Annotated in this window: 18 protein-coding genes and 1 pseudogene; 3 read left to right on the forward strand and 16 right to left on the reverse strand. The window is 73.0% G+C overall.

Annotated elements, in window-relative coordinates; translation table 11 throughout:
* Positions 1-37: 37 nt before the first annotated feature.
* Together OV090_RS08195 and OV090_RS08200 are read right to left on the reverse strand one after the other, a co-directional pair.
* Positions 38-1,942 carry an IgGFc-binding protein gene (locus tag OV090_RS08195; protein WP_267702966.1) on the reverse strand — a complete coding sequence of 635 codons (1,905 nt, stop codon included), beginning with the start codon at positions 1,940-1,942 and terminating at the stop codon, positions 38-40.
* A gap of 178 nt (positions 1,943-2,120) precedes the next feature.
* Positions 2,121-2,969, reverse strand: a complete 849-nt coding sequence (locus tag OV090_RS08200) for a hypothetical protein (protein ID WP_267702967.1) — start codon at positions 2,967-2,969, stop codon at positions 2,121-2,123.
* Positions 2,970-3,221: 252 nt separating this feature from the next.
* On the opposite strand from OV090_RS08200, the gene OV090_RS08205 reads away from it, so the two are divergent.
* A complete protein-coding gene (locus OV090_RS08205; RefSeq protein WP_267702968.1) occupies positions 3,222-3,959 on the forward strand; it encodes a hypothetical protein in 738 nt (245 codons plus the stop codon).
* A gap of 28 nt (positions 3,960-3,987) precedes the next feature.
* Here the strand turns inward: OV090_RS08205 and OV090_RS08210 are convergent, their stop codons facing one another.
* Positions 3,988-6,090, reverse strand: a complete 2,103-nt coding sequence (locus OV090_RS08210; protein WP_267702969.1) for a prolyl oligopeptidase family serine peptidase — start codon at positions 6,088-6,090, stop codon at positions 3,988-3,990.
* A gap of 233 nt (positions 6,091-6,323) precedes the next feature.
* Between OV090_RS08210 and OV090_RS08215 the strand changes: the two genes are divergently transcribed.
* On the forward strand, positions 6,324-6,710 hold the full coding sequence (locus tag OV090_RS08215; protein WP_267707082.1) for a TfoX/Sxy family protein: 387 nt from the start codon (positions 6,324-6,326) through the stop codon (positions 6,708-6,710).
* Positions 6,711-6,965: 255 nt separating this feature from the next.
* Here OV090_RS08215 and OV090_RS08220 read toward each other — a convergent pair whose 3' ends face one another.
* The 11 genes from OV090_RS08220 to OV090_RS08270 form a co-directional block, all read right to left on the reverse strand.
* The gene (locus OV090_RS08220; protein ID WP_267702970.1) at positions 6,966-8,393 is read right to left on the reverse strand and encodes a hypothetical protein; all 1,428 of its coding nucleotides are present in this window, start codon (positions 8,391-8,393) and stop codon (positions 6,966-6,968) included.
* Positions 8,394-8,530: 137 nt separating this feature from the next.
* Positions 8,531-8,707 (reverse strand): hypothetical protein, encoded by a 177-nt coding sequence (locus OV090_RS08225; protein WP_267702971.1) that lies wholly within the window; start codon positions 8,705-8,707, stop codon positions 8,531-8,533.
* Between the two features lie 139 nt (positions 8,708-8,846).
* The gene (locus tag OV090_RS08230) at positions 8,847-9,860 is read right to left on the reverse strand and encodes a methyltransferase (protein ID WP_267702972.1); all 1,014 of its coding nucleotides are present in this window, start codon (positions 9,858-9,860) and stop codon (positions 8,847-8,849) included.
* Complete coding sequence (locus OV090_RS08235; protein WP_267702973.1) at positions 9,860-11,068, reverse strand: cysteine desulfurase; 1,209 nt, start codon at positions 11,066-11,068, stop codon at positions 9,860-9,862. The genes OV090_RS08230 and OV090_RS08235 overlap by 1 nt, the downstream gene beginning before the upstream one ends.
* Before the next feature lie 83 nt (positions 11,069-11,151).
* A complete protein-coding gene (locus OV090_RS08240; RefSeq protein ID WP_267702974.1) occupies positions 11,152-12,387 on the reverse strand; it encodes a cytochrome P450 in 1,236 nt (411 codons plus the stop codon).
* A 434-nt stretch (positions 12,388-12,821) separates the two neighbouring features.
* Complete coding sequence (locus OV090_RS08245; RefSeq protein ID WP_267702975.1) at positions 12,822-13,316, reverse strand: hypothetical protein; 495 nt, start codon at positions 13,314-13,316, stop codon at positions 12,822-12,824.
* Positions 13,317-13,338: 22 nt separating this feature from the next.
* Positions 13,339-14,727, reverse strand: coding sequence for a CotH kinase family protein (locus OV090_RS08250; protein ID WP_267702976.1), 1,389 nt, complete (start codon positions 14,725-14,727; stop codon positions 13,339-13,341).
* Positions 14,728-14,914: 187 nt separating this feature from the next.
* Positions 14,915-15,988, reverse strand: a complete 1,074-nt coding sequence (locus OV090_RS08255) for a hypothetical protein (protein ID WP_267702978.1) — start codon at positions 15,986-15,988, stop codon at positions 14,915-14,917.
* 153 nt (positions 15,989-16,141) lie between these two features.
* Complete coding sequence (locus OV090_RS08260) at positions 16,142-17,182, reverse strand: hypothetical protein (protein WP_267702979.1); 1,041 nt, start codon at positions 17,180-17,182, stop codon at positions 16,142-16,144.
* Positions 17,183-17,212: 30 nt separating this feature from the next.
* Complete coding sequence (locus OV090_RS08265) at positions 17,213-18,265, reverse strand: hypothetical protein (protein WP_267702980.1); 1,053 nt, start codon at positions 18,263-18,265, stop codon at positions 17,213-17,215.
* A gap of 383 nt (positions 18,266-18,648) precedes the next feature.
* Complete coding sequence (locus tag OV090_RS08270) at positions 18,649-19,023, reverse strand: response regulator (RefSeq protein ID WP_267702981.1); 375 nt, start codon at positions 19,021-19,023, stop codon at positions 18,649-18,651.
* 169 nt (positions 19,024-19,192) lie between these two features.
* Here OV090_RS08270 and OV090_RS08275 point away from each other — a divergent pair, with 169 nt between their 5' ends.
* Complete coding sequence (locus tag OV090_RS08275) at positions 19,193-20,323, forward strand: DNA topoisomerase IB (protein WP_267702982.1); 1,131 nt, start codon at positions 19,193-19,195, stop codon at positions 20,321-20,323.
* A 98-nt stretch (positions 20,324-20,421) separates the two neighbouring features.
* Here OV090_RS08275 and OV090_RS50555 read toward each other — a convergent pair whose 3' ends face one another.
* Positions 20,422-24,570, reverse strand: coding sequence for an AAA family ATPase (locus OV090_RS50555; RefSeq protein ID WP_267707084.1), 4,149 nt, complete (start codon positions 24,568-24,570; stop codon positions 20,422-20,424).
* A pseudogene (locus OV090_RS08285) lies at positions 24,525-25,334 on the reverse strand (AAA family ATPase); the annotation flags it as partial. The pseudogene OV090_RS08285 and the gene OV090_RS50555, both read right to left, overlap by 46 nt.
* Positions 25,335-25,556: the final 222 nt, after the last annotated feature.

Genomic DNA, 25,556 nt, shown 5'->3' on the forward strand with positions numbered 1-25,556 from the left:
GTGCGAGCGCCGCGGCGCCCGCACGTGCAATCGCATGTCAGCCCGGCGGGATCACCAGATCCGTCAGCGCGATCGCGTTGCCGCCGGCCGGGTACGCGTACGACGAATAGCTGTCGAGGCCCCACACCACCAGGCCGAACTGGCCCTCGCTCTCGGCGGTGTGCTGGCCGTTGGTGCAGCCATTGACGCCGACGTCGGCGCGGATCAAATCGACCGTCGTGACCTCGAAGCGGCCGTCGCCGCCGACCGGCTGCCAGCCGCCGATCGTGCCCAGGCAATCGACGGTGACATCTTTAAAACCGTCGCCGTCGTCGACGCGCGTGACCACCAGGTTGGTGGTGGCGAACGACGGGTCGGTGAAGAAGATGTATTCCTGGAGGAACTGCGCCGGCGGCAGCAGGATCACCCACTCCTCGTCGCCGAGCAATTGCGCGAAGCCCATCGCGGTCGCCCCGGGGCGGGTGCCGCCGGGGATGTTGCAGGTGTCCATGATCTGCGACAGCACGAACGGGTGGCCTTCGTCCTGGCTGCGGATCTGGAACGACCCGGTGGCCGCGAAGTCGACCACCTGGCCCTGCGCCAGGGTGGCAGGGGCGCCCGGCACCGGCGGGTCGTAGGTCAGCGTGGTGCCGTCGACCGCGCCGACCACTCGGTACTCGATCTCCTCCGGCGCCAGGTCGGCGCGGCGGGTCTCGTAGGCGCCGGCCACGTATTCGTAGCCCAGCGCCGTGACTGCGTGGTTCTGCTGGTGCGTCGCCTCGCCGCCCGGGGCCGACATCGGCTGCAGGCGCAGGAAGCGGTTGCCGGTGTGCAGCGCGACCGGCTTGTCGCTGAGAATGAGGGTACCCGAGGCGTCGCCGGCCCCGGCCGCGACCTCCCATTGCACATACTCGCCGGCGTCGACCGTGAACGTCTTGACCACGTCCTTCGTCGCGCCCTCGAGGTCCGGCCCCGCCTCGAGGTCGGCGGTCGGGCGGATCTCCACCGTCGTCCCGTCCTGCGCCCCGACCACCTGCAACCACAGCGGCCCGGGCGGCTCGAACGTGCCTGCCGGCGGCATCACCGTCACGTAGTTGGTGCCCCACGCGCTGGTCGGGAACAGCAATTCGGCGCTCGGGATGTACGAGAAGGCGCCGCCGAACGGGGCGATGTCGTAGGCGGTCAGCGGGACGTCGGACGTCACGTGAAAGTTGAGACCGCGGCCCGTCGCGTCGACCTGGGTGGCCGCGCCCGCGGCGTCGGGCACCGGGCAATTGAGCGATTGCATCGTCTCGGGGTGGATCGAATTGGGGTGACTCGAAAGGAACAGCACCGCGACCTCGCCGGGGCCGAGGCCGGTGGCGGCGACCGGCGACCAGTCCTCCGGGGCCTGCCCGGGCGTGACGACGCGGGCGAAGCTGCCGAGGTCGAACGCGGCGCCGTCGCGCGACACCTCGATCTTGGCCGGGTGCCCCCAGCTGTTGGTGAGGAACGCGGCGAAGCACGGCGGCGTCGGCAAGAAGGGCGACGTCGGCGGCGTGGGGATCTGGAACTCGCAGCCGAAGTTGGCCTTGCTGGCCCCCGCGGCCTCGCAGGCGGGCACGCACTTGGCGTCGGCGCAGCCCTGGTCGGTCGCGCACTGTTCGACGACCTGGCCGGTGCCGTCGACCACCGCGTGCAGGTCGGGGCTGCACTGCAGCGTCTTCGGCACGTCGGGCGCGCCGCCGAGGTCGAAGATCGGGCCCGAATCGTTGCTCGTGCCGGTCGTCGTCGGCGTCGTGTCGCTGGCGGTCGGCGCCGTGGTACTGCTGCCGTCGCTGGCCTCGCTGGTGCCGGTCGGCGTGGTCGCGGTCGCGGTCGCGGTGCCGGTCGCGCTGGCGGCGTCGCTGTCGGCCGGTCGACCGTCGTCGCCGCACGCGACGAGCACCGGGACCATCAAGATTGCAGCGGTCAGGCGATTCATCGCATTGCGAGTACATCGCCGGCGCGCGCGCGGTCAAGGGGCCGGCATCGGCGGGTCGGAGGATGTCGCAATCGCGACGAAGATGCGTGCGCGACCGTGACGGAGGCGCTCAGCCGCGCGCGTCGGGCCGAGTACGGTGCGCAGCCGGCCGCACATCGCGTGGTCGTCGCGGCGTGAGTCACTCGCGCAGGCGGGCGACGATCGCCGCGACCAGGCGCGCCAGCGCCGGCGGGTGCTCGGCGAGGTAGAGGGACGGCTCGATCAGCTCGAGCTCCATCACCCGCGGCGCGCCGGTGTCGTCGCGGACCACGTCGACCCGCGCGTACAACAGGCGATCGGCGAGCGGCGCCAGCGCGGCCTCGGCGAGCCGGCGCTCGTCGTCGGCGATCGGCAGCGCGGCCGAGACGCGCTCGTGCTCGCCGGCGAAGCGCGCGGTCTTGCGGATCGCGTGGCTCAGCGCGCCGTCGATCCAGATCAGCGCGCGCTCGCCGGGCTCCTCGACCGCGCGCATGTACGGCTGCACCATCGTGTCGCGCAGGGCCACGTCCGCGACAAAGCGCGACTGACTGGCCGCCGCGGCCGCACGCTCGACCCGCCACGTGCCCATCGACGCGGCCGAGATCGCGGGCTTGATGACCGCACGGTCCCACCCGCGCTCGTCCAGCAGCGCCGCGAGGTCCGGCGCCTGCCCGCGCGCGAGGTGGACGGTGTCGACCACCGCGACCCCGCGGGCCGCCAGGCGGGCCAGGTAGCTCTTGTGATAGTTGTCCTCGAGGACAGGCAGCGGATTGTACATTCGCGTGACCGCGGCGACGCGCCGGGCCCAGGCGAGGAACTCGTCCGGGTGATACGGGTAGTTCCAGGTCGAGCGCAGCACGCACAGCGAGGCCTCGTGCCAGGCCGCCGCCGGGTCGTCCCACGCGAGCACCCGCGCCTCCACGCCCGCGTCCGCGAGGGCGGCGACGAGCAGCGCCTCGTCTGGGTCGGGCTCGGGCTTGTGGAGGCAGGTGGCGATGGCGACGCGCATGGCCGGCGGAGGATAGCCGAAATCGCGCCCCGACGGGCCGGCCTGCCCCCCTGCGCACGCCCATGCGCGCCCGCCCCGGCGCGGACCTCGCGGGCGCTCGCGCGGCGAACACCGTCCTCACGGCGAATCCATCGACATGCCCCAAAAGACATCCAGGCGAAATCCGCCGTCCCGCGCGCGCCCTCCCGCGATCGCCGCGCTTGCGCCCGGCCGCGGTCCATTCCATCGTCGAGGCGGCGGGAGGTCGGTCGCGTGCGGCACGAGACGTATCAGAGGATCGTGTGGTGGTTGTGTCTGCTGGTCGCGCCGCTGGTGCTGGCGGTCATCGAGCTGTTCCACCCGGCCGAGTTCACCGAGCACCCCGGGATGTACCAGTACCTCTCGCTGCCCGAGGCCCACGACGCGACGCACAAGGCGCTGGCGTACTTCGGGCCCGACTGGTGGTTCACCCTGCACATGATCCAGACGCCGATGATGGCGCTGGTCGCCGTCGGCGTGTGGCTGCTCGTCAGCGACGTCCGCACGGTCCACGGCGCGCTGGCGGTCGCGTGCGCGTGGCTGTCCCGGCTCGCCGCCTTCGTGTTCCTGATCTATTACACCGTGCTCGACGCGATCGGCGGGATCGGCCTCGGCCGCACGATCGTGCTGACGCAGGACATGGTGGCCCGCGGCGAGCTCAGCGATCAGGAGCTGCAAGGCGTCATCGTGGCGCTCAACGCGACATGGACCGACCCCTGGGTCGGCGGCGTCGGCTCGTTCGTCAGCGAGACCGGCTCGTGGGCAGCGTTCGCCATGACCGCCCTGGCCGCCGCCGCCCGCTTCTTCGCCAAACAGGGCCCGTGGGCCGCCCTGGTGCTGCTCGGCGTGGCCGGGTGGATCCTCCAGCTCAGCCACGCGGCGCTGCACGGGCCGTTCGCGTTCATGCTGCTGGCCGCGGCCGCGATCTGGCTGGCGTGGTGGGAGCGGCAGCAAGCGAAGGCGACGCCGTGATGCTGTTCAGCAGCTCGGAACCGCCGCTTCACCGGCCCGCGAGGCCGAGCTGGGCCAGCAGGAAGGCGGCCTCGAAGGCGCGGCTCTGCAGCCATTCGTGGCGGCTGCTCGGGCCGGCGTGGCCGGCGTGGGCCTCGGTGCGCAGCAGGGTCGGGCCGCCGCCGCTGGCCAGGCGGCGCAGGCGGGCGACGTAGCGGGCCTGTTCGTGGTAGGCGACGCGAGCGTCGGCCAGCGACGATTCGACCAGCAGGGCTGGATAGGCGCGCGGGCCGAGGTTCGAATAGGGGCACCAGCCGCGGATGACGTCGTAGTCGGCGCGCACGGCCGGGTCGCCCCACTCCTCGTATTCAGTGGTGGTGAGCGGCGCGGTCGGGTCGGCCATGGTGCCGACTGCGTCGAGGAACGGCACGCGCAGGACGGCGGCGCGAAACAGCTCGGGGCGCTGATTGAGCGCCGAGGCGACCAGGGCCCCGCCGGCGCTGTCGCCGGCGACTGCCAGCATTTCGCGGGTGGTGTAGCCGCGCTCGACGAGGTGGGCGGCGACTGCGAGCAGGTCGCCGACCGCGTTCATGCGCCCGCGCCGGCGGCCGGCCTCGTGCCACGGCTCGCCGAGCTCGCCGCCGCCGCGCACCCAGGCGATCACGAAGTCGACGCCGCGGTTCATCACTGCGCAGCGGGCGGCGTCGAAGTCGGGGTCCCAGGCGAAGCCGTAGGAGCCGTAGGCCTCGAGCAGGATCGGCCGCGGCCCGGCGTGCGGACCGGCGCCGGCGAAGTACATGTAGAGCAGCTCGGTGCCGTCGTCGGCGCGGGTGGAGGCGAAGGCGCCCAGGTTGCTGCCGCAGGCGGCCGGCGCGGGGCGGCGGTGCACCAGGGTCTCGGCCCCGTCGGCGAACGCGAGGTCGACGGTGTCGTCGGGCGCGTGCACTGCGGTGAGGTGGACGCGGTAGTGCGTGGCCGACGGATCGGGGTTGTCGCCGGGGCTGAGGTCGACGATCTCGCCTGTCCGCGGGGACAGGCCGCGACCGCGCTCGGCCGCGCCGGCGCGCGCGGTGCGGCCGGTCTCGAGATCGAGGAACACGAGCCGCGGAAAGCCGCGCTCGCGCTGCAGGAGGGCCAGATGGCCAGTGAACGCGTCGAGGTGGGTGATGGCGACGCCGGGCCGCTCGCCGACGACCTCGCGCCAGCGCGCGGGAGCCGGGTCGTCCTCGGCGGCCGCGACCACGCGGAAGTGCGGGGCGCCGCGATTGGTGCGGACGTAAAACTCGTCGCCGGCGTGATCGACGTCGTAGAGGTGGCCGGGCTCGCGGGCGGCGATCACGGTCCATGGGCCGTCCGGCGCGCTCGTGCGGGCGACTCTCACCTCGGCGGTGGTGGCCGAGGCGCTGCGGGCCAGCAGCCATTCGCCGGAGCGGCTGCGCTCGACGTAGACGTCGAAGCGCGGGTCGGCCTCCTCGTAGATCAGGCGATCGTCGCCGCCGAGCGTGCGGCGGCGCAGCGCGTACGAGCGGTAGGTGTCGTCGCGCACGGTGTACACGAGCTCGCGGCTGTCGGCGCTCCACGCCGCCGAGGTGATCCGATCGATCTGCTCGGACCGGACCACGCCGGTCCCCAGATCTTTAATAAAAAGGGTGTAGTTCTCGCCGCCGACGTGATCCAGTGAATAGGCGAGCGCGGTGTTGTCGGGGCTGACCTCGAACACGCCGAGGTCGAGGAAATCGCGGCCGCGGGCCAGGCGCTGCAGATCGAGGACCACCTGCGGTGATTCGCCGGGGGGCGCGTCGACGCGGCGACGCAGATAGACCGGGTGCTCGTCCTGGCGGCGCTGGCGGGACCAGTACAACCATTCGCCGCGGCGCACGGGGGCAGTCTCGTCGTCGACGTAGGCGATGGCCTCGATCTCCCGCTCGAGCGTGCGCATGAGGGCGCGGTGCGGCCGGAGCTGGGCGTCTGCGTGGCGGTTCTCGGCCGCGAGGTGGGCGCGCACTGCCGGGTCCTCGGGGCCGGCGCGCAGCCAGGCGTACTCGTCGCGCAGGGCCTCGCCGTGCAGCGTGACAGCCGCGTCGTCGACCGTGCGGGCGACCGGCGCCGGGGCACCGGCGAGGCCGAGGACGAGCGCGAGGGCGCGGAGCATGGCGTGACGATGCCCGCGGGTCGGGCCGGCTGTCCAGCGCCGGGGCGCCGGTGCGAGGTCCGGGGCACACTCACGGGCGCCGGTCGGACCGCTCGCTGCAGGTGGCACGCGCCGGGGCCGCCCGATGCGCGTCGGGTGCGGACGAGAGGACGAATGCGGGATAGGCTCGCGGTCCACGGAGGACACGGATGCCTTATGACCACGGAGTGGCGAACCGGCTGCGGACGGCGGTGATGCGCGCGGGACCGCAGGGGCTCGTCGAGGAGCGCAAGATGTTCGGCGGCATCGCCCTGTTGCTCGACGGGAGCATCGCCTGGGGGGTGCTGGGCAGCGATCTGGTGATTCGCGTGACCGACACCGCCACGGCGCTCGGACGGTCGCATGCGCGGCCGTTCGACTTCACGGGACGGCCGTCGCGCGGGCTGGTGTACGTGGCGCCGCCGGGGTACGCCGCGGAGGCCGACCTCGATGCGTGGGTCGCGCTGGGGATCGCCGGAGCGCGGGCGGCCGTGCGGACGAAGCGAGCGAAGCCGCGGGCGCGGGCGCCGAAGGCCCGGGTTCAAGCGCGCCAGAGCGGCCGAACGCGATCGGCGAGGACGGGCGCTCGACCGGCGGACTGAGCCGCGGATGACATGACCTTCGAGACATGTGATGCGGCCGCCGAGGGCCCGGGCCCACCCGCGCCAGAGCCGAACGTGACCGGCGAGGTCGGGCGCTCGATCGTCGGACTGAGCCGAGGACGAGCTGTCCTCAGAGACATGTGATACGGCGCCGAAGTCCCGGGAATCACCTGGAGGCGTGCATCGATGATATGTCTCGCAAGACATGTCATAGCAGCCCAGATCTCGATGGATCGTCGCCGTCGCGTTCGCAGCTCAGCGCGGCCGGCTCTCGACGCCCGCCAGGCGGAACTTGCCGGAGCTCGTGGGCAGCAGCTCGGGCCGGCGCGCCAGCTGGACGCGGGCACCGGGGCCCAGCGCGACGTGCAGGGCCGCGGTGATGTCGTCGACGCAGCCATTTGAAAAATCCTCGGCCGGCAGGTAGTCGAGGCGGTACAGCGCCTCGCCGCGCTGCAGCAGGCAATAGCTGACGAGCCCGCGGGCAGCGGGGGCGAGCGCCCGGTCGACGGCGGCGGCGGTGAGGCGGCGGCCGTCGGAGGTGCGGACGCTGTCGACCGCGCGGCCCTCGAGGCTGGCGAGGGTGTCGGTCTCGCTCCACGCGCAGACGCAGGGCGCGTCGGCCGGGCGGGCCAGGTCGCCGGTGGCGTAGCGCAGGAGCGGCATCAACTGCTTGTCGAGGGTGGTGACGAGCAGCTCGCGGGCGTCGTCGCCGGCCCCGTCGTCGCGCAGCTCGACGAGGAAGCTCTCGGGGTTGACGTGATAGCGGCCGGCCTCGCACTGGACCGCCAGCGCGCCGTACTCGGTGGCGCCGTAGGCGTCGTACACCGGACATTCGAAGGTTCGTTCGATGATCCGCCGGTGGAGCGCGCTGCACAGCTCGTACGCGGTGATCACGAAGCGCAGCCGCGGCAGGGCCAGGCGCCGGCGCAGCGCCTGATCGGCGAACATCGCCAGGTACGACGGATCGGCGAGCACGTAGACCGGCTCGTGCTCGCGCAGCTCGGCGGCCATCTGCTCGAGCCGCGTTGGCGAGAGCGCCGCTATGTCGAGCCCGCTGTCGAGCGACAGCCGCGGACCGCGGGTTCGCTCGGCCCGCGAGGCGCCGCGCAGGTGACATTCGCTGCCGTCGCAGAACGGGGTGGTCAGCCGGCAGAAGCGCTCGCCGCGGGCCGCTTCGACGATACGGTTGAGGGCCCAGGTGTGCGGCTGCGAGGCGTCCCAGTCGGCCAGCGAGCGCACGACCTGCTGCCGCTCGCCGGTGGTACCGGAGGTCGACAGCCAGCGGATCTCGCCGGCGGGCATGCTCGCGGGTAAAAACTCGTCGAAGTGGGAGCGCACCGCAGCCTTGTCGAGCACCGGCAGGCTGGCCAGGGCGATCGGCGAATCATCGCTCGGCGGCTCGGCTGGCAGCGTCTTCGCGTAGTACGGCAGCTCGCGCAGGCGGGGCAGAAGGGCCCGCAGCTTGTCGTTCCATGAATCTTCGTAGTGGCGGCGCCGCGTCTGTCGCTGCCGCTCGCGCAATTGCTGGAGAGTACGATTCGGCGCTTCGAGCAGGCCGAGCTCGGCGAACGCGAGCAGCCATGCCCGCACCAGCTCTTCGTCGATGTCGGCGTCGAGCTGTTCACTGGCGATCGCGGCGGTGCGGCCGACGTCGCAGTGCTCGGCGAACGCCCGCAGCAGCACGCCCTGCGCCGGGGACAGCGCGAAGGCCCGCCCGGTCTGCGGATCGACGAGGAGCGCCCCGTCTTCGGAGGGCGCGTCCTGCCACCGGAGGTCCGCTCGCAGGCGCGGCGGGTCCGGCGGCGCTGGAGCGTCATTGTTCAGACGTCACCGGCCCCGTCGTCGCCGCCCTGGCCGCCGGCGCGGATGTGGCTCGCGATCCGGCCGATGTCGCGGCGGAGCGCGTCGGCGGCCTTCTCACGCCGCTTGCGGTCCTTCTCGGCCGGCTGGGTCTCGGGGCTTTGGGTCTCCTGAGTGCGCGGATTCTTGATCGCCATGCGGGTCTCCTACTCCCGTCAATCAGAGACGGGCGGGCAGCGTACCCTCGGCGCCCGCGGGCCGTCAAATCCGAGCCCGCGGGCCGAAATGCGGGGACGCTCATTGTCCACAGCACGCCGGGCACGATCGCGCGAATCGTTATCGAGCGACCCGCGGCGCGGCCTCGAGGATCGACACCCACGCGGCAGTGGGCGCGACGCGACGCAGGCGCAGGCCCGCAGTCGCGAACAGGTCGGCGTATTCGCGCCGGGTCCGCTCGCGCCCGCCGTACATCACGAGCATGTGAAGATCGGCGAGGCGATCCGCCGCGCCGCGCCCGCCGGCCGGCAGCACGCGCTCGACCACGACCACCCGTCGGCCGCGACAGTTGTGCAAGATCTGCGAAGCCTCGTCGTCGTCGTAGCAATGCACCACCTCGGCCAGCAGGTAGACGTCGTGGCCGGCCGGCAGCTGCTCGCGCGCGTCGGCGACGACCACCTCGCAGCGCTCGCCCCAGCCCTGCGCCTGCAGCCGCGCCCGCGTCCGCTCGGCCACGTGCGGGGCCTCGACGACGATCCCGCGGACACCTGGCCTTCGGGACAGCAGCGCGACCAGCAGCTCGCCGCCGCCGCCGCCGACGTCGACGACAGTGCGGGCGTCGCCGAGGTCGAGCGCGGCGACGACTGCCGGATCGCGGCGCGTGGCCCTTCGGGCCCGCTGGGCCTCTGCGACGGCCATGGCGGCGTCGTCGGTCGCCAGGTGCTGGTGCAGCGAATGCCCGAAGGCGTGGTCGAAGGCCGGCTGACCGGTGGCGACGGTGTGCATCACTGAGCCCCACGCCAGGTGTTGCTCGTGGCCGGCGAACAGGATCGCCGCCCGGCGCGAGCGCGGATGGTCGGACAGCAGCGGCTCGGCGGCGCGAGTGAGGCGCCAGCGGCCGTCGCGGGCGCGGGCGAACACGCCGACGCTGGCGAGCGCCTGCAGCACCCGCGCGAGCGTGGACGGGTGGGCGCCTGTCTTTTCGGACATGTCTTCGAGGTCCAGCGGGCCGGCGACCAGGAGGTCGGCCAGGCCCAGGCGCGCTGCCGCGTAGAGCAGCTGCGGCACCACGTAGGCGCCGACGGTGAGCCAGAGCTCGTCGTCGACCGGCGGCGCACCGCGCCTCGTGGCCATCAGCCGGTGCCCCGGCGCAGCAGGGCCCGCAGGCCGTCGCGCAGGCGCAGCACGTCGGCCTCGGTGTTGTAGAAGGCCAGCGAGGCGCGCAGCGTGGCTGGCAGGCCGAGGACCGCGTGGAGCGGGTGGGCGCAGTGGTGGCCGGCCCGGATCATCACGCCGAAGGTGTCGCTGAGCACGCGGGCGACGTACTCGCTGCCGAGCGCGCCGTCCTTCGCCGTGACGGTCAGCATCGGCGCGCGCGTGGGCGCCGGCGAGTGATTGTCGAGCCCGGGCAGCGTCGCCACCTCGGCGTCGAGCAGCTCGCGCAGCGCGTCCTCGTGGTCCTCGATCGCGTCGAGGCCGATGTCTTCGAGGTACTCGATCGCCGCGCCGAGGCCGATCGCCGCGGCGATGTCGGGCGTGCCGGCCTCGAGCCGCCACGGCAGCTCGCGCAGCTCGTAGTCGAGGTCGAGGCCGACGTGCTTGACGGAGCCGCCGCCGAGGTTCGCTGGCGCGAGGCGTTCGAGCGCGGCCTGGGTGCCGTAGAGCACGCCGCTGCCCGGCGGCGCGAACAGCTTGTGGCCGGACAGCGCGAGGTAGTCGCACTGCAGGCCCTGCACGTCGATGCCGCGGTGGGCCGCGAGCTGGGCCGCGTCGACGAGCAGCGGCAGGCCGTGGCGGTGGGCCAGCGCCGCCCAGTCCTGGATCGCCACGAAGACGCCGGTGACGTTGGAGCAGGCGGTGACTGCGAGCAATCGCGTGCGCGCGTCGATGGCCGCCTCGGCCGCGGCCAGGCTCGGCAGCCCCGCGGCGTCCAGCGGCACCACGCGCACGCCGCAGCGCGTCCGCCACGGCAGCAGGTTCGAGTGGTGCTCGAGCGCGCTGACGACGACGTTGTCCTCCGGCTGCAGGCCGAGCCCGCCGGCGACCAGGCCGATCGCCTCGGTGGTGCCGCGCACGAACACCACCTCCGACGCGCGCGCGCCGAGGAAGCGAGCGACGCGGCGCCGGCTGTCCTCGTAGGCCTCGGTCGCGCGGTCGGCCAGGGCGTGCTGGCCGCGGTGGACGTTGCCGCTGTAGTCGGCGAGGTAGCCGCGCACCGCCTCGATCACCGGCCGCGGCTTGAGCGTGGTGGCGGCGTTGTCGAGGTAGACGATCGGCGCGCGCCCCGAGCCTCGCTGCAGCAGCGGGAAGTCGTCGCGCAGCCGGTCCACGTCGAACAGCACCGCAGAGCACTGTACGGGCCCGGCGTGGGCCCTTCAAGCGCGCCGGCCCGCGCGCGCCCGCGCGGGGCCGACGAACTCGCGCGCTAGTCGGCGACCGCGACGCGCACCGGCAGGTCGAGGATGTCGCGGAAGATCGGGTGGTTGCCGTACACCGGCTTGCCCGCGAGCTCGAGCGTCGGGTAGCGGGCGAGGAACTGCTGCAGCGCAGTCTCGGCCTCGAGCCGCGCGAGCGAGGCCCCGAGGCAGAAGTGCGGGCCGTGGCCGAACCACGGGCTCGAATTGGTGCGCCGGCGGATGTCGTAGACGTCGGGGTCGGCGACGAACTCGGGGTCGCGCAGGGCGCTCTGAGTATTGAGGAACAGCGGCTGACCGCGCTGGAACTCGACGCCGTTCCAGCTGAACGGCTCCTCGACGAAGCGGGTGAGCCCGCCGCCGCGGCCGAACGCGTTGTAGCGCAGCGTCTCGTCGAGCGTGGAGCGGGCCAGCGACGGGTCCGCGCGCAGGAGCGCGAGTTGGTCGGGGTGGCGCAGCAGCTCGAGGATCGCGTAGGTGGTGAGGTGCACCGTCGTGTCGGAGCCGCCGACGAGGAGGCCGCCGATCAGCGACTCGAGCTCGCCGTCGCTCAGGCGATCGGCGTCGTCGCACGCGCTGATGAGGTGGGTCATCAGATCGTCGGCCATCGGATGCGCGCGGCGGTCGGCGATCACGGCGCGCACGATCTCGCGACCGCGCGAGATCGCCGGCATGTACGAGGCGAACCGCTCCGGCGACAGGCCGGGGAAGATGGTGGCGATCAGCGCGTCGGCGAAGGCCAGGAACTCGGCCTCGAGGCCGGGCGGGATGTTGAGCATCGCCGCAATCACGCGCACCGGATAGGTCTGGGCGAAGTCGCGGAACACGTTGATGACGCCGCGCTCCGGCAGCTTGGCCAGGACCTCCTGGATGATCTGGGCCACGCGGGGCCGGTGCGCCTCGAGCTGGCGCGGCCCGAACAGCGGGGTGACGAGCTTGCGCACCCGCGCGTGGGCCTCGGGCCGCATCATGAACAGGTCGTTTTCCCGCACCGCGACGTAGTCGGGCCAGGCCTCGCGCAGCTCGGGCGAGAAGCCGCCGCCCAGCGTCGGATCGGTGCCGAGCCGCGGGTCGCGGATCAGGGCCATGACATCGCGATAACGGAACACGATGTGCCCCTTGACGTGGTCCCACGCGTAGATCGGCGCCTCCTCGCGGAATCGACGGAAGGTCGGATACGGATCCTCGACGAACACGGGGTCGAACGGATCGTACTTCAACTCAGACGGGGCGCTCGCTTCCAGCATTGGCCCCACGTAGCACATCTCCGCGAGAGAATCGACGGACTCCGGCGGCCACGCGCGCGCCCGCGACCGCCCGCGCGCGCCGGCCTCGCCCTCGCCAGGGACACGCGCGGCAACCGCTGCGCGCGCGCGAGCCCCGGAGCGCCGCGACGAAATCACCGCCGGGTACACACCCTATTGTCGCCGCGGGAGACTGTGGTGATTGGGACGAGGCGGACCCCGAGCGGGCTGACTCACATGTCCCCGAGGACATGTGATTGCGCGCGCAAAGCCGCGGCCGCTCGCCCCCAAGCGCCCGTTCGCCGCCCGCGCAGGAGCCCGCCCTCACGCGCCTGCCGACGCACCCGCGCCTGCAGCGAGCCGGTCAGTCCCACCGGCAGGAAGCCATCGACGCCGACGTCCTCGAGTCGCCCGCGGGCCCGCCTGCAGCGAGCCGGTCAATCCCACCAGCAGAACACGTAGTGGCCGACGCGCTCGGGTCGCCAGCGGTTGGCCTGCGCGAGCTCGGGCCCGTCGAGGCGGCTCTGCCAGTCCTGCGGCGCCAGCCGCGTCTCGAGCCGGGCCGCGCTGGCGAGCTCGTGCGGGCCGAAGAACGCGGCCGCCAGCGCGGGCGCGTCGACGAACCGATAATCGAGGCGCTCGCCCCATTCGGCGAATGCCAGCACCGGCTGCATCGCGTTGAGCAGCAGCCACAGCGCCCGGCCCTCGTGATCGATCCGGGCGCGGTAGTACTCCGCGGTCGCGTGCGGGCCCTCGCAGGCGCCGAGGGTCGCGCGGGGCACCGCCCGCACCAGCGCGTGGCAGGCGGTGCGGAACGCGGCGAGGTCCCAGCGCGGGTCGTGGCAGCCGCCGAAGCCGGTCAGACCCGGCCGCACCAGCGCCAGCGCGTCGGCGACGACGTCCCTGCCCTCTCCCTCGCGCCGCCTCGCCATCGCCGGGCCAGCATAGCCGGGCTCACGCGCCGTCGCACTTGCCGTCGTGATCGCCGTCGACCCCGCCGCTCTGCCAGCAATCGAGCCATTGGTCGAGGAACAGCCGGCGCTCGGCCACGAACTCGCGCATGTCATCGACCTGGTCCTCGTGCTGATCGAGGGTGAACGGCCGGTTCGGGTCGTCGGCCGCGGCCTCGGCGATCTGCGCGGCCCAGGTGTCGAGGCGGCCCTGCAGGATCGCTACGTCGTAGCCGGTCTCGACCGCGAAGGCGATCGCGTCGATGTAGCGGCCGAACCACACCGGATCGGCGGTGGCGATGGCGTAGAACGGCCGGCCGTGGTCGTTCTCCTTGATGTACGTGTACGGGTCGGTGTCGGGCTCGAGGCGGGTGAAGGTGTCGTCGAGGTCCCACGGGATGACGACGAAGCCGGTCTTGGGGTCGTTGTAGACGTACTGGTTGAGCCCCCCGCCCCACGCGCCGTCGCGGTCGGGGATCACCGCCTCGGTCGCCCACTCGAGCAGCGCCTGCTGGAGGTTCATCACCGAGCGCAGGTCGTCGACCGTCTCGGCGGCGTTCAGCTGCTCGACGTCGGCCTCGCTCGGGTCCTCCTCGTTGGTCTTCTTGTCCCAGCCCGAGCCGCCGCCGCCGCGCTTGTAGAGGTTGCCGCGCGGGTCCTCGAAGTTGCGCTCGAGGAACTCGCTGTCGACCTTCTCGATGTTGGTGAAGAGGCCGTAGTAGGCGCCGTTGAGGACGACGCGGGCGTTGTTGGCGCACGGGGCCGCGAGCCCGACGTCGCGCAAGATCGCCAGCGCCAGGCGATCGCGCAGGAAGCTGCGGTTGTACTCGGCGGCGTCGAACAGCACGTGCTTGAGGCCCTCGAACCGGCCCTGCTTGTCGTAGGTGTTGAACGAGACCTCGAACTGCATCTTCTTCTGGTCGTGCCAGTGCGACGAGTTGCCGCGCAGCCGCACCGAAGCGTTCCCGATCACGGTGTCGTCGACCTTGAAGCTGACCAGCGGGTGCTCCTGCAGGTCGTTGTCGTCGGCGATCGCCCACTCCTGCTCGAGCTCCGCCAGCTCGGACGGATCGATCTCCAGCTCCACCGTGGGGAAGCGATCCTGGGCGTAGAAGCCCGGGCAGTCCTTCGGCTGCCACGCCGGCTCGCCGGTCGTCGTCGACTCGGGCTCGCCGGTCGTCGCCGGCGGCTCGCCGGTCGTCTCGCCGCCGCTGCCGGTGGCCGCAGAGCCGGTTCCGCTGCTGGTCGAGGTCGGGTCGTCGTCGCCGGTCGAGGTCGCGGCTGGCGCCATCGTCGTCGTGCCGGCTGCGTCCTCGGTGGTACCCGCTCCGGCCTGCGGGTCAGGACAGCCGGCGAGGATCGGGGCGATGAACAGGGCGGCGACGAGACGCATGTCGACAGGCTGAACCTGCGACCGAGCGCGACAAGGGAGCGGCGTCACGACCGCCGTTCGCGGCCGCCGAACGCGGCTCCGTCCGGCAGTCGGGGTGGGATGATCGATCGGGGAATGTACGCAGCTCGAGGACGCGCGGACGCTGGTGCAGCGAATCGCATGGCCACGCGCCCGGCGCGGGCCTGCATCAGAAGCGGATCATCACTCCCGAGCCGGTCACCGCGATGCGCTTGCCGACGGCGTGGCGACGCAGCCCGTAGTGAGCCGCCACGACGCCCACGATGGCGAACGGCAGGGCCACCGCGAAGCCGACCAGGCTGCTCGTGCGCGCGTGCCTGCTCGCCTCCTCGCGCTCGGACCGGGTCGGGAACGCCATCTTCCCGGACGTGATCGCGTCGCCGCGGGCGATGAAGAAGAAGCCGACGCCGAGCCCGACCAGGGCGACCGCGCCCGCCGCCCCTGCCACCGCGAGGTAGCGGTTGCCGGACCGCTGCATCTCGCCGCGCCACGCCTGCTCGCGCGCGTCGTCGGCCTCGTCGAGCTGGACCAGGCGGGCTTCGCTGGCGGCCACGCCCTGCTGCGCGCGCTCGCGGTCGGCCTCGGCCGCGTCCGCCGCCTGCGCCGCGGCGGTCGCGTCGCTCCGCAGCTTCGCCAGCGCAGCTCCCGTCGTGCTGTCCTTTCGGCCAGGTGTTGGCAATGCCCCCGACTGCACCGGGATCCACGGATCGGCGAGGCCCTCGTCGCGCAGCGCGGCCGCGACCGCGTCCTTGGCCGCCCCGCGCGGCAGCTCGCGCTGCGCCTTCTCGTGGTGCTGGCGGCGGAGCTTCAGCGCCGCCTTGCGGCACGGCTCGAGCGCCGCGATCGCGGCGTCGCGCTCCGGCTCGGACACGTACTCGGCGAGCTGGCGCCGCAGCGCGATCAGTCGCTCGACGTCGAGATTGCAGCCGGTCGCGCCCGCGCGGGCCTCGGCGATCGCCTGGGCGTAGCGCTCGCCGTCCTGCTGGTGCGTCGCAGCCTCGTCGTCGGCCGCGCTCTCGGCGGCCCGCAGCGCCGCAGTCGCAGCGGCCTCGGCCTCCCTGGCCTTTCGGACAGCCTCTTGGGCCTGCGCCTCGGCGGCCCGCAGCCCGCGGCCGGTCGCCTCCTCCTCGACGTGCGCCGCCACGTCCTTGCCGGGCATCGCCGGCGGGGCGAGGCGACAGGCGCCGGCCACCAGCGCCAGCGCCACCGAGCTCGCAGCGATCGAGTGACGTCGAGGAGGCATGCGCGGCGGGCGGAGTATCACCCACCCGGGAGGCCCCCTCAAGCCTGGGTGCCCCTCGTGCCGGCGAATCGCGGCCACGCGGCGCACCGCCAGCGGCCTCTGGAAGGCCGCACGCGCCGCCCTTCAGCCCGGCGCGGGCGGCACGTGAGTGAACTAGGCCGCGGGGGCCAGGCGAACGGCGGGCATGCGCGCGGCGATCAGTTCGGCGAGGAAGTCGGCGAACGGGATGCCGGCGGCGGCCAGCGCGTTGCGGAAGCCCGAGCCGGAGCCGAGGTCGGGGTTGGCGTTGACGTCGATGACCTGGACCGACTGGCCGGCCAGGCGGAGGTCGAACCGGCAGTAGCCGGTCATGCCGAGCAGGGTGGCCGCGCGCGTGCACACCGAGAGGAGCTCGGCGTGCACGGCGGGGTCGAGGTCGGCGACGATCCGGCTCACGGTCCCTTGCGCCTCGCACGAGGCGACGTCCCACTTGGCGGTCCAGCCGACCACGCGCCGCTCGGGCGCCAGCGCCGGCGAGAACACGATCTGTCCCGGGGGCAAGGCGACGAGGCCGCGCGGGCGGGCGTGGTAGAGCGCGAGGTTGTACTCGGGGCCGTCGACGAAGGTCTCGATCAGCGCGGGCTGGTAGTGGCGAGCCCATACCTGACGCGCGCGCGCCAGCGCCGACTCGGCGTCGCCGCACACGCTGTCGGCGTCGACGCCGACGCCCCCGCCCTCGCGCGCCGGCTTGACGATGACCCGGCCCGAGGCGGCGCGGGCGATCAATTCACGAATGTCCTCGAGGACATGCTCTTCGGAGCAGCCGGGCGCGACGGCGAAGCCGGCCGGGGTCGGCACGCCGGTCTGGCGCAGGAACTGCTTGACGAACGGCTTGTCCTGGCAGAGCGCGAGGGTCACCGGGTCGCAGCCGCAGCAGGGGATGCCGAGCATGTCGAGGCCGAGCGCCAGGTGGGCCTCGAACTGCGTGCGGCCGACCGCGCCCTCGCACAGGTTGAACACGACGTCGGGCGCGGCCGCGCGGACGGCCGCGAGCGCGGCGGGCACCGAGTCGCCGACCGGCACCAGCACGCAATCGTGGTCCGGCGCGAGCGCGGCGTGGACCTCGCGGGCGGTGGCCGAGAGCTCGGGCGCGCCGAGGAGCGCGGCGGGCGGATCGGAGAGGGGGGCGACGTGATAGGTGATGGCGATCCGCATGGGGCTCCGGCGAGGTCGAGGGCCAATTAACTAATGTTCGGGGGGGTTCGATGGCGGGCGGTCGAGGCTGGACCAGCGCTGGGTGGCAGCGCCGATGATGCGGCCGATCAATTGCTCGTAGCTCCAGCCGTGGCCGCGGGCGATGATGACGAGGTCGCTGCTGACCGGGTGCAGCCCCGGCAGCGGGTTGACCTCGATGAAGTTGGGGTCGCCGCGGCGGTCGCAGCGGATGTCGATGCGCGACAGGTCGCGGCAGCCGAACACGCGGTGCACGTCGAGCGCGAGGCCGCGGATCGCGGCCAGGCGGGCCGCGTCGAGCCGGCCCGACTGCAGCAGCTCGTCGGTCATGACGTAGCGGACCTGGTTGAGGTAGTCGCGCTTGACCTCGAGCGAATAGACGAAGTCCTGGCCGTCGGCCACCCGCGGGGTCACCTGCATCACCCCGACGACCTCGGCCGCGGCGCCGTTCCCTACCACGCCGACCGTGAATTCGTCGCCCGACAGGAACTCCTCGATCAGGACGGCCTGGCGGTAGTCGCGTTGCAGCCGGGCCACGCGCTCGCGCAGCGCGGCCTCGTCGTGGCACACCGAGTCCTTGCGGATGCCCATCGACGAGCCCTCGGCCACCGGCTTGACGAACAGCGGATAGGCGAGCTCGACCGGCCCCAGCGCCTCGTCGGCGCCGACGATCTGGAACGGGGCGGTGCGGATGCCGTGGGCCGCGGCGAAGATCTTGGCGACCCCCTTGTCGAGCGCCAGCGCCAGCGCGAACGGGCCCGAGCCGGTGTTGGGGATCCCCAGCACCTCGAGCACCGCCGGGATCTGCGACTCGCGCCCGCGGCCGCCCACGCCCTCGGCGAAGTTGAACACGCCGTCGATGCGCCGCTCCGGCGGACGCTCCGCCAGCGCCGCCAGCAGCGGCTCGCCCCACCCCAGCCGCTCGACCTCGTGGCCGAGCCCCCGCAGGGCCCGGTCGATGGCGTCGACGGTGTCGACCGAGTCGAACTCCTCGAAGCGATCGATCGGGTCGCCGGGCGACGGACCGGCCTCGGGCTTGAGGTTGAAGGTCAAGCCGAGCCGCATGCGACCTCCGCCCGGTCCGACACCGGAGAAGTAAGAGGTGTTGACCCGCGAATGACCGCTACGCTGCGGCCGGCGGCAGGAGGAGGTTTTGCGGACGATGCACCCGGAGGTTCCAATGTGGCGCTCTCGGGTCGCAACCATAGCCACTTCGTCGCCAGGGGAAAGAAAAAACTTCGCCAGGACCAGCGGACGGCGCCGGATCGCGACGCGCCCGCGAGCGCCGCGGCGAGTCGCCGGCCGGCGGTCCGGGGGTCGACCCTTGCGGTGACTTCCGGTGCGGCTTCGCGCGTATGGCGTCAGTGCCCGCGACCGCTTGGCGGAGGACGCGCTGTTGCAATTGCGTACACCGTCCGGAGCGATCGGCACGTCGTTCCGCGGGCGAATCAATGCGGTTCGACCACCGATCGCCCGCAGTATCGCTTCACCAGCCCGAGCAGGAGATCGAGGTCGATCGGCTTGCGCACGAACGCCGCCACGTCGGCCGGCGCGGCCTTCGGCGACGCGGCCGACATCACCACCACCGGCAGCGCGAGCAGCCGGTCCTGCGCCCGCAGGCGGTCGATGACCTGCCAGCCGTCGAGCACCGGCATCATCAGGTCGAGCAGGATCAGGCACGGCTCGCGCTCGGCCTGATGGAGGTAGGTCAGCGCCTTCTCGCCGTTGTCGACCCCGTGGACGTCGTAGCCCTCGTCGCGCAGCAGCTCGGCCACCGCGTCGCGGATGTCGGCGTCGTCCTCCACCAGCAAGATCGGCGGCATCGTTTCAACGATGTTCGCAGTCGTTCGCAGGGCAAGCGCAGCCGAGGTCGCTGCGCACATTGCGACCCGTCCGGGCCCAGCGGCGCGTCGAGCCTGCCCGCGAGACCGTTGCGGCGCCGCGTCGCCCGGACCGGCGCGAGCCCGTCGTTCACGACACGCTCGAAGCACCATGAGCGCCGCCCTCGATGCTTACACTTGCGCCGACGACGCCGGGCTCGTCTACGTGACCGACGCGCAGCCGGGCATCCGCCGCCGCCGCACCGGCCACGGCTTCGCCTACCGCGATCCGAAGGGCCGCCCGCTCCGCGACGCGGAGGTGCTGGCGCGTATCCGCCGATTGGCGATCCCACCGGCCTGGACGGAGGTGTGGATCTGCCCCGACGAGCGCGGGCACATCCAGGCGGTCGGCCGCGACGCCCGCGGCCGCAAGCAATACCGCTACCACCCGCGCTGGCGAGAGGTCCGCGACAGCACCAAGTACGAGCGCATGCTGGCGTTCGCTGCGGCGCTGCCGGCGATCCGCGCCCGCGTCGACCGCGACCTCCGCCGCCACGAGCTGGGCCGCGACAAGGTGCTCGCCACTGTGGTGCGCCTGCTCGACACCACGCACATCCGCATCGGCAACCCCGAATACGCGCACTCCAACGATTCGTACGGGCTGACGACGATGCGCGACCGCCACGTGCGGGTCCACGGCAAGCACATCGAGTTCCGCTTCCGCGGCAAGAGCGGCAAGGAGCACCGCGTCGCCGTCGACGACGCCCGCCTGGCCAAGATCGTCCGCAGCTGCCGCGACGTGCCCGGCCAGGAGCTGTTCCAGTTCTACGACCACGCCGGCACCCACCACGCGATCGGCTCGGCCGACGTCAACGCCTACCTGCGCGCGTGCTCCGGCAGCGAGTTCAGCGCCAAGGACTTTCGCACGTTCGCCGGCACGGTGCTGGCCGCTCAAGAGCTGTGGCGGGCCCCGCGCCCGGAGCAGAAGGGCCGGCGCAAGCAGGCGGTCACCAAGGCGATCGAGCAGGTCGCCGGCTGCCTCGGCAACACGGCGACGGTGTGCCGCAAGTGTTACGTCCACCCCTCGGTGCTCGAGGCCTACGAGGACGGCGCGACGCTGCCGACCTCGCTGCGCGGGCCGAAGGCCTACCAGGCGCTGCGGCCCGAGGAGCGCCGCGCGGTCGCCCTGCTGCTCGAGCGCCAGCGCACCGCCGGCCAGCGCACCCTGACGGCGCGGCTGACGGCGTCGCTGAAGCAGCGGCGGGCGGCCCGGCCCGAGCCGGAGCTGCGCAAGGCGGCCTGAGCGGCCCGCCCCGGCGAGCATGCCCCGAAGGACATGCTCCTACGGGCATGCCTCGAGGGGCATGCTCGTTCGGGCATGTCCCTCGACATACGCCCCGGTCAGGCGCCCTGCCCGGCCTTGCGCCGCTGCGCCGCCGCCTGCATGCACAGCATCAGCGCCTCGCGCAGGGTCGAGAGGGTGGCGATCCGGCCGAGCTCGACGCCGAGGGAGATGATCGAGGAGGCGACGTCGGCGCGGACGCCGACGACGATCCCGCGGGCGCCGAGCAGCTGGACCGCGCGGACCAGGCCGATGATGTGCTGGGCGGTGCCGGTGTCGACGACCTCGACGCCGGTGAGGTCGATGATGGCGAAGCGGGCGCGCAGGCGGCCGATCGCGTCGAGCAGCAGCTCTTGCATGCGCAGGGCCTGATTGGAGTCGATGGTGCCGAACAGCGGCATCAGCACCACGCCCTCCCAGACCTCGATGATCGGCGTCGAGAGCTGGCGGATCGCCTCCTGCTGGGCGGCGATGATGTCGAGCTTGTCGCGCAGGCTGGCCTCGGTGCGCTTGCGGGCGGTGGCGTCGAAGAAGAAGCCGCGGCGCAGCGGCGAGTCGCCGCGGGCCTTGTGGGCGGCGCGGATGCTGTGGACCCACAGCTCCTCGCCGTCCTCGGCGCGCACGCGGAACTCGAGCTCGCGCGCCTCGCCGCCGGACGACGACAGGTGCAGCGCCAGCGCCTCGCGATCGGCCGCGTGGGTGATGCCGGCCAAGAACCCTGGGTCGCCGGTGAAGCGGTCGCTGCCGTGGCCGAGCAGGCCGGCGATCTGCGGTCCTACGTACGTGAGGCGGCCGGCCGCGACGTCGGCCTCCCACGGGACGGCGCCGGCGCTCTCGACCAGCTGGCGCATCCGCTCCTCGCTCTCGCGCAGGCCCTGCTCGACCTGCTTGCGCTCGCGGTTCTCGCGGGCGAGGTCGCCGTACAGCGACGACACCGCCAGGGAGATCGCCGCCTGCGTCAGCAGCAGCTCGAGCACCGCGGTCCGCTGCGGGGTGAAGGCGCCGCTCATCCAGTTGTTCTCGAGGTAGAGCACGCCGACCAGGGCGCCGGAGCGGACGATCGGGACGCACAGGACGCTGCGCACCTGGCCGCGCGCGAGGTGCGGGTCGGCGGCGAACAGCGGGCTGTTGCGGGCGTCGGTCAGCAGCACCTGCTCGCGCGTGCGGCGGACGTACTGCACGATCGACAGCGCCAGCTCGTCGTCGGCCGCGACCTGGCGCGCCGGCAAAGTCACCTCGACGCCCTGCTCGCCGGTGCGGGCGCCGGCGGCGATCACCAGGCGCTCGCGCTCGATCAGCAGCAGGTGGCCGTTCTGCGCCCCGGCGTGCTCGAGCACGATGTGCATCAGGCTGCTGAGCAGCTTGTCCTGCATCAGCTCGCCCGACAGCGCCTGCGTGGCCTTGACCACCGCCAGCGCGTCGACCGACAACCACTGCGAGCCCGGCGGGGTCATCGGCCCGAGCTCGGGCACCCGCATGGCCAGCTGGGTCAGCTTGGCGGTCGCGCCCCAGCGGGCGTAGAGGCTGCGGGCGCGCTCGAAGTAGGCGACCGCGGCGACGCCGAGGCCGAGCGCGCGGGCCAGCTCGCCGGCGCGCTCGCAGGCGATCGCCTCGACCGCGAGGAACGAGTCCTGCGCGGCCGCCCGGGCCGCCGCCTCGAGCCGCGGCAGGGCCTCGGCCGAGCGGCCCTCGAGGCGCAGCAGCTCGGCCCCGAGCAGCTCGGCGCGGGCGCGAAAGTTGGCCGGGCAGCGCGCCGCCAGCCGCTCGCACACGGCCGCCTGCAGGCGCACGCGCTCTAACATCTCGGCCCGGCGCAGCGGCTCGCGGTCGGCCACCGCGGCCGCCACCAGGGCGCAGTAGAAGTCGCCGTCGGCGCCGAGGAAGGTGCCGAGCAGGCCGTTGCCCTTGGTCGCCGCGAACCGCTCGGCCGCCTGCAAGGCGCCGGTCAGGTCGCCGATCAGGTAGAGCCGTTGCATGCGCAAGAAGTGGTGGGTGCCGAGCGCGGAGCCGGCGGCCCTGATGCCGGGTTCGACCGCGTCGTCGGCGTCGACCCGGGCGCCGCGCAGGCGCGGCAGCTGGGCCAGGACGACGTCGACGGTCATGACCGCGATCTCGTGCTGCATCTGCACGTAGCTGCTGCGGTGGCGGGCCCACTGCTCCTCGACCTGGGCCAGGGCGTCGCCGCGGCACAAGAGCAGGGTGTCCTGGCCGAGCAGCGCGAACGCGCCGTAGGCCGAGAGGTCACCGGCCTCGACGCCGGCCTGCTGCCCGGCGCGCAGGTGGGCCAGGATCTGCGGCAGCGGCTCGTGCCACGGGCCGCTGAACCAGCCGTAGATCGTGCGCACCTTGGCGTGCACGCTGGCGTCGGCGATGTGCTCGAGCCGGCGCAGGGTCATGCGCGCGATCCGGCCCGACATGTCGTGCTCGCCGAGCACCGTCACCAGCAGCAGCGCGAACGAGGCGTAGCCGACCACCGAGTCGCGCGTCTCGCCGTGGACCAGCGACAGCTCGACGAGGCGCAGGATGATGATCGAGAACAGGATGATGTCGAGGTAGAAGCTCGACGGCAGCAGGCTGACCAGCACCTGGGCGGCGACCCGCCGGGCCGGATCGGCGACCGAGGTCGCGTGCTCCATCGCCTCGATGTCGAGCGCCGAGAAGCGGGCCACCGCCGCCTCGATCATCGGCCCGAACGCGGACAGCCGCGCCTCCGGGGTGGCCGGGATGTCGATGCCGAGCTCGCGCAGCGCCTTCTGGCCGACGTCGAGGCTCTCCTGCATGCGCCCGACCGAGTAGTAGAGGCTGATCTGCAGCGTGAAGATCTCGGCCCGCTCGAGCGGCCCGCGGGCGTGCGACAGGGCGGCCTCGAACAGCTGCTCGGCCGCCTCGTTGTCGTTGCACAGATAGGCGCACTCGGACAGGTCGCGGTGGAGGTCGAAGGTCAGCTGGAATTGCGCGTCCCAGGCGTCCGCCGGCAGCAGCGCGAGCGAGGCCCGCAAGTAGATGAGCGCCGACGCGTAGGCGTTGGCCTGCTTGGCCCGCTGGCCGGCCTGGAAGTCGAGGCGCGCGAGGTCGAAGCGGGCCTGCGGGTCGTCGATCAGCGCGGCCGCGGCGTTGAGGTGGTTGACGACCGCGAACAGCCGCTCGGGCGCGACGTCGCTGCCGAGCGGGCCGCGCAGCTCCTGACCTATCCGCAGGTGCACGCCGGCGCGCTCGGCCTCGGGCGTGAGGCTGTAGGCGGCCTGCTGCACGCGGTCATGCGAGAACTTGAGCTGACCGCCGCGCACGACCACGAGGCCGTCGGCCAGCGCCGGCGCGAGGTCGGCGAGCACCGCGGCCTCGTCGCGGCCGAGCAGCGCGGCCAGGGTCGCCGGCGCGATCTCGGCGCCGGCGCACGCCAGCAAGCTCAGGGCCCGCTGCGCCGCCGCGGACAGCCCGCGCAGCCGCTCGAGCATCAGCGCGACGATGTTGTCGGTGTAGCCCTTGGCCTCGATCGCGGTCAGGTCCCAGCGCCACGCGCCGAGCTCGGGATCGAGGTAGAGCAGCCCCTCGGCGGCCAGCATGGTGAGGAACTGGCCGACGAAGAACGGGTTGCCCGCGGTCTTGGCGTGCAAGAGCGCGGCGAGCTGATCGGCCGCGTCGGGGCTGCAGCGCAGGGTGTCGACCAGCAGCGCGCCGACGTGCTGCGGCGGCAGCGGGGCGACCGCGAGGTCCGACACGCGCACGTCGGCGCTCTGGATCTCGAGCAGCGCGGCGGTCCACGGGTGCGACGGGCCGATCTCGCCGTCGCGATAGGCGCACACGACGAGCACGTGCTGCACGTCGGGGTGCGTGAGGATGTGCTGCAGGAGCCGGATGCTGGCGGTGTCGGCCCACTGCAGATCGTCGAGGAACAGGATCAGCGGCTGGTCGGGCTGGGCGAACACGCCGATGAACTGGCGCAGCACCCTATTGAAGCGGTTCTGCGCCTCGAGCAGCGGCTGCGGCGGGACCGGCGGCTGCGGACCTATCACCAGCTCCATCTGCGGGATGATGTCGATGATGAGCTGGCCGAGGTTGCCGAGCTCGCTCTGCAGGCGCTGGCGCCAGGCCGCGAGGTGCTCCTCGCTGGTCGCCAGCAGCGTGCGCGCGAGCTCGCCGAACGCCTTGACCAGAGTGGCGTACGGGATGTCGCGGTCGTACTGGTCGAACTTGCCGGCGACGTAGATGCGGCCTGGCCGGTCTGCCGCCGCTCGAGCCCGTGGACGAGCGCCGACTTGCCGATGCCCGAGGGCCCGCGCACCAGCGCCAGCTCGGGCGCGCCGCGCTGGGCCACCCGCTCGCGCGCCGCCTCGAGCGCCTGCAGCTCGGCGTCGCGGCCGTAGAGGCGCTGGGAGATCCGCAGCTGCTCGGGCACGTCGCGCAGGCCGAGCGCGAAGCGCTGCTCGCCGTCGCCGCGGGCCGCCGCGGCGAGCCAGCGGTCGAGGTCGGCGATGAGGCCGGCGGCGCTCTGGTAGCGCTCGTCGGCGGCCTTGGCCAGCAGCTTGAGGGCGATGTCCGACAGCGGCGCCGGCACCCCGGCGCGCAGCTCGAGCGGCGCGCGCGGGGCCTGGGCGACGTGCGCGTGGGTCCACCCGAGCAGGTCGACCGCGGTGAACGGCGGCGCGCCGGTCAGCAGCTCGTACAGCAGCGCGCCGAGCGAGTAGAGATCGGCGCGGTGATCGGGGGCGTGCAGCGTCGGCTGCAGCAGCTCGGGGGCGGCGTAGGCGAGCTCGTCGGGGCGATGCACCGCGAACCAGTCGGCGCCCTCGTCCGCGCCCTCGAGCTCGACCAGGTCGTCGCCGTCGAGGTGGATCCGCCGCGGCGCGAGGTGGCGATGCGCGCGGCCCTGGCGGTGCATCGCGTGCACCGCTGCGGCGACGCTGCGGAGCAGGACGGCGGAGCGCTCCGAGGCGAGCGGGCGAGCAACGAGCTCCTGCAGGGTCGTGGACAAGGACGATCCTTTCGCGTCGGTGACGCGGCGCGATCATCGAACATTTGCGGCGAGTCCGACAAGGGTCGAGCGAGCGCAAGAGCGCTCGCTCGCGGAGAAGATCGACGGTGACGCGTCGCGAATGAAACGAAGACCAGGCCGAGCGTGCGAGGATGTGCGTGTGCCGCGGGACGCGCCGCGGCGACGCGACGAGGCGAAGCGAGGGACGTGAATGCCCGCGCA

It is taken from the genome of Nannocystis sp. RBIL2 (assembly GCF_026626745.1).
Taxonomy (GTDB): domain Bacteria; phylum Myxococcota_A; class Polyangia; order Nannocystales; family Nannocystaceae; genus Nannocystis.

Coding starts and splice junctions, on each gene's coding strand:
- OV090_RS08195 (WP_267702966.1), bottom strand. CDS start 1,942: ATGAATCGCCTGACCGCTGCAATCTTGATGGTCCCGGTGCTCGTCGCG.
- OV090_RS08200 (WP_267702967.1), bottom strand. CDS start 2,969: ATGCGCGTCGCCATCGCCACCTGCCTCCACAAGCCCGAGCCCGACCCA.
- OV090_RS08210 (WP_267702969.1), bottom strand. CDS start 6,090: ATGCTCCGCGCCCTCGCGCTCGTCCTCGGCCTCGCCGGTGCCCCGGCG.
- OV090_RS08215 (WP_267707082.1), top strand. CDS start 6,324: ATGCGCGCGGGACCGCAGGGGCTCGTCGAGGAGCGCAAGATGTTCGGC.
- OV090_RS08225 (WP_267702971.1), bottom strand. CDS start 8,707: ATGGCGATCAAGAATCCGCGCACTCAGGAGACCCAAAGCCCCGAGACC.
- OV090_RS08230 (WP_267702972.1), bottom strand. CDS start 9,860: ATGGCCACGAGGCGCGGTGCGCCGCCGGTCGACGACGAGCTCTGGCTC.
- OV090_RS08240 (WP_267702974.1), bottom strand. CDS start 12,387: ATGCTGGAAGCGAGCGCCCCGTCTGAGTTGAAGTACGATCCGTTCGAC.
- OV090_RS08245 (WP_267702975.1), bottom strand. CDS start 13,316: ATGGCGAGGCGGCGCGAGGGAGAGGGCAGGGACGTCGTCGCCGACGCG.
- OV090_RS08250 (WP_267702976.1), bottom strand. CDS start 14,727: ATGCGTCTCGTCGCCGCCCTGTTCATCGCCCCGATCCTCGCCGGCTGT.
- OV090_RS08255 (WP_267702978.1), bottom strand. CDS start 15,988: ATGCCTCCTCGACGTCACTCGATCGCTGCGAGCTCGGTGGCGCTGGCG.
- OV090_RS08260 (WP_267702979.1), bottom strand. CDS start 17,182: ATGCGGATCGCCATCACCTATCACGTCGCCCCCCTCTCCGATCCGCCC.
- OV090_RS08265 (WP_267702980.1), bottom strand. CDS start 18,265: ATGCGGCTCGGCTTGACCTTCAACCTCAAGCCCGAGGCCGGTCCGTCG.
- OV090_RS08270 (WP_267702981.1), bottom strand. CDS start 19,023: ATGCCGCCGATCTTGCTGGTGGAGGACGACGCCGACATCCGCGACGCG.
- OV090_RS08275 (WP_267702982.1), top strand. CDS start 19,193: ATGAGCGCCGCCCTCGATGCTTACACTTGCGCCGACGACGCCGGGCTC.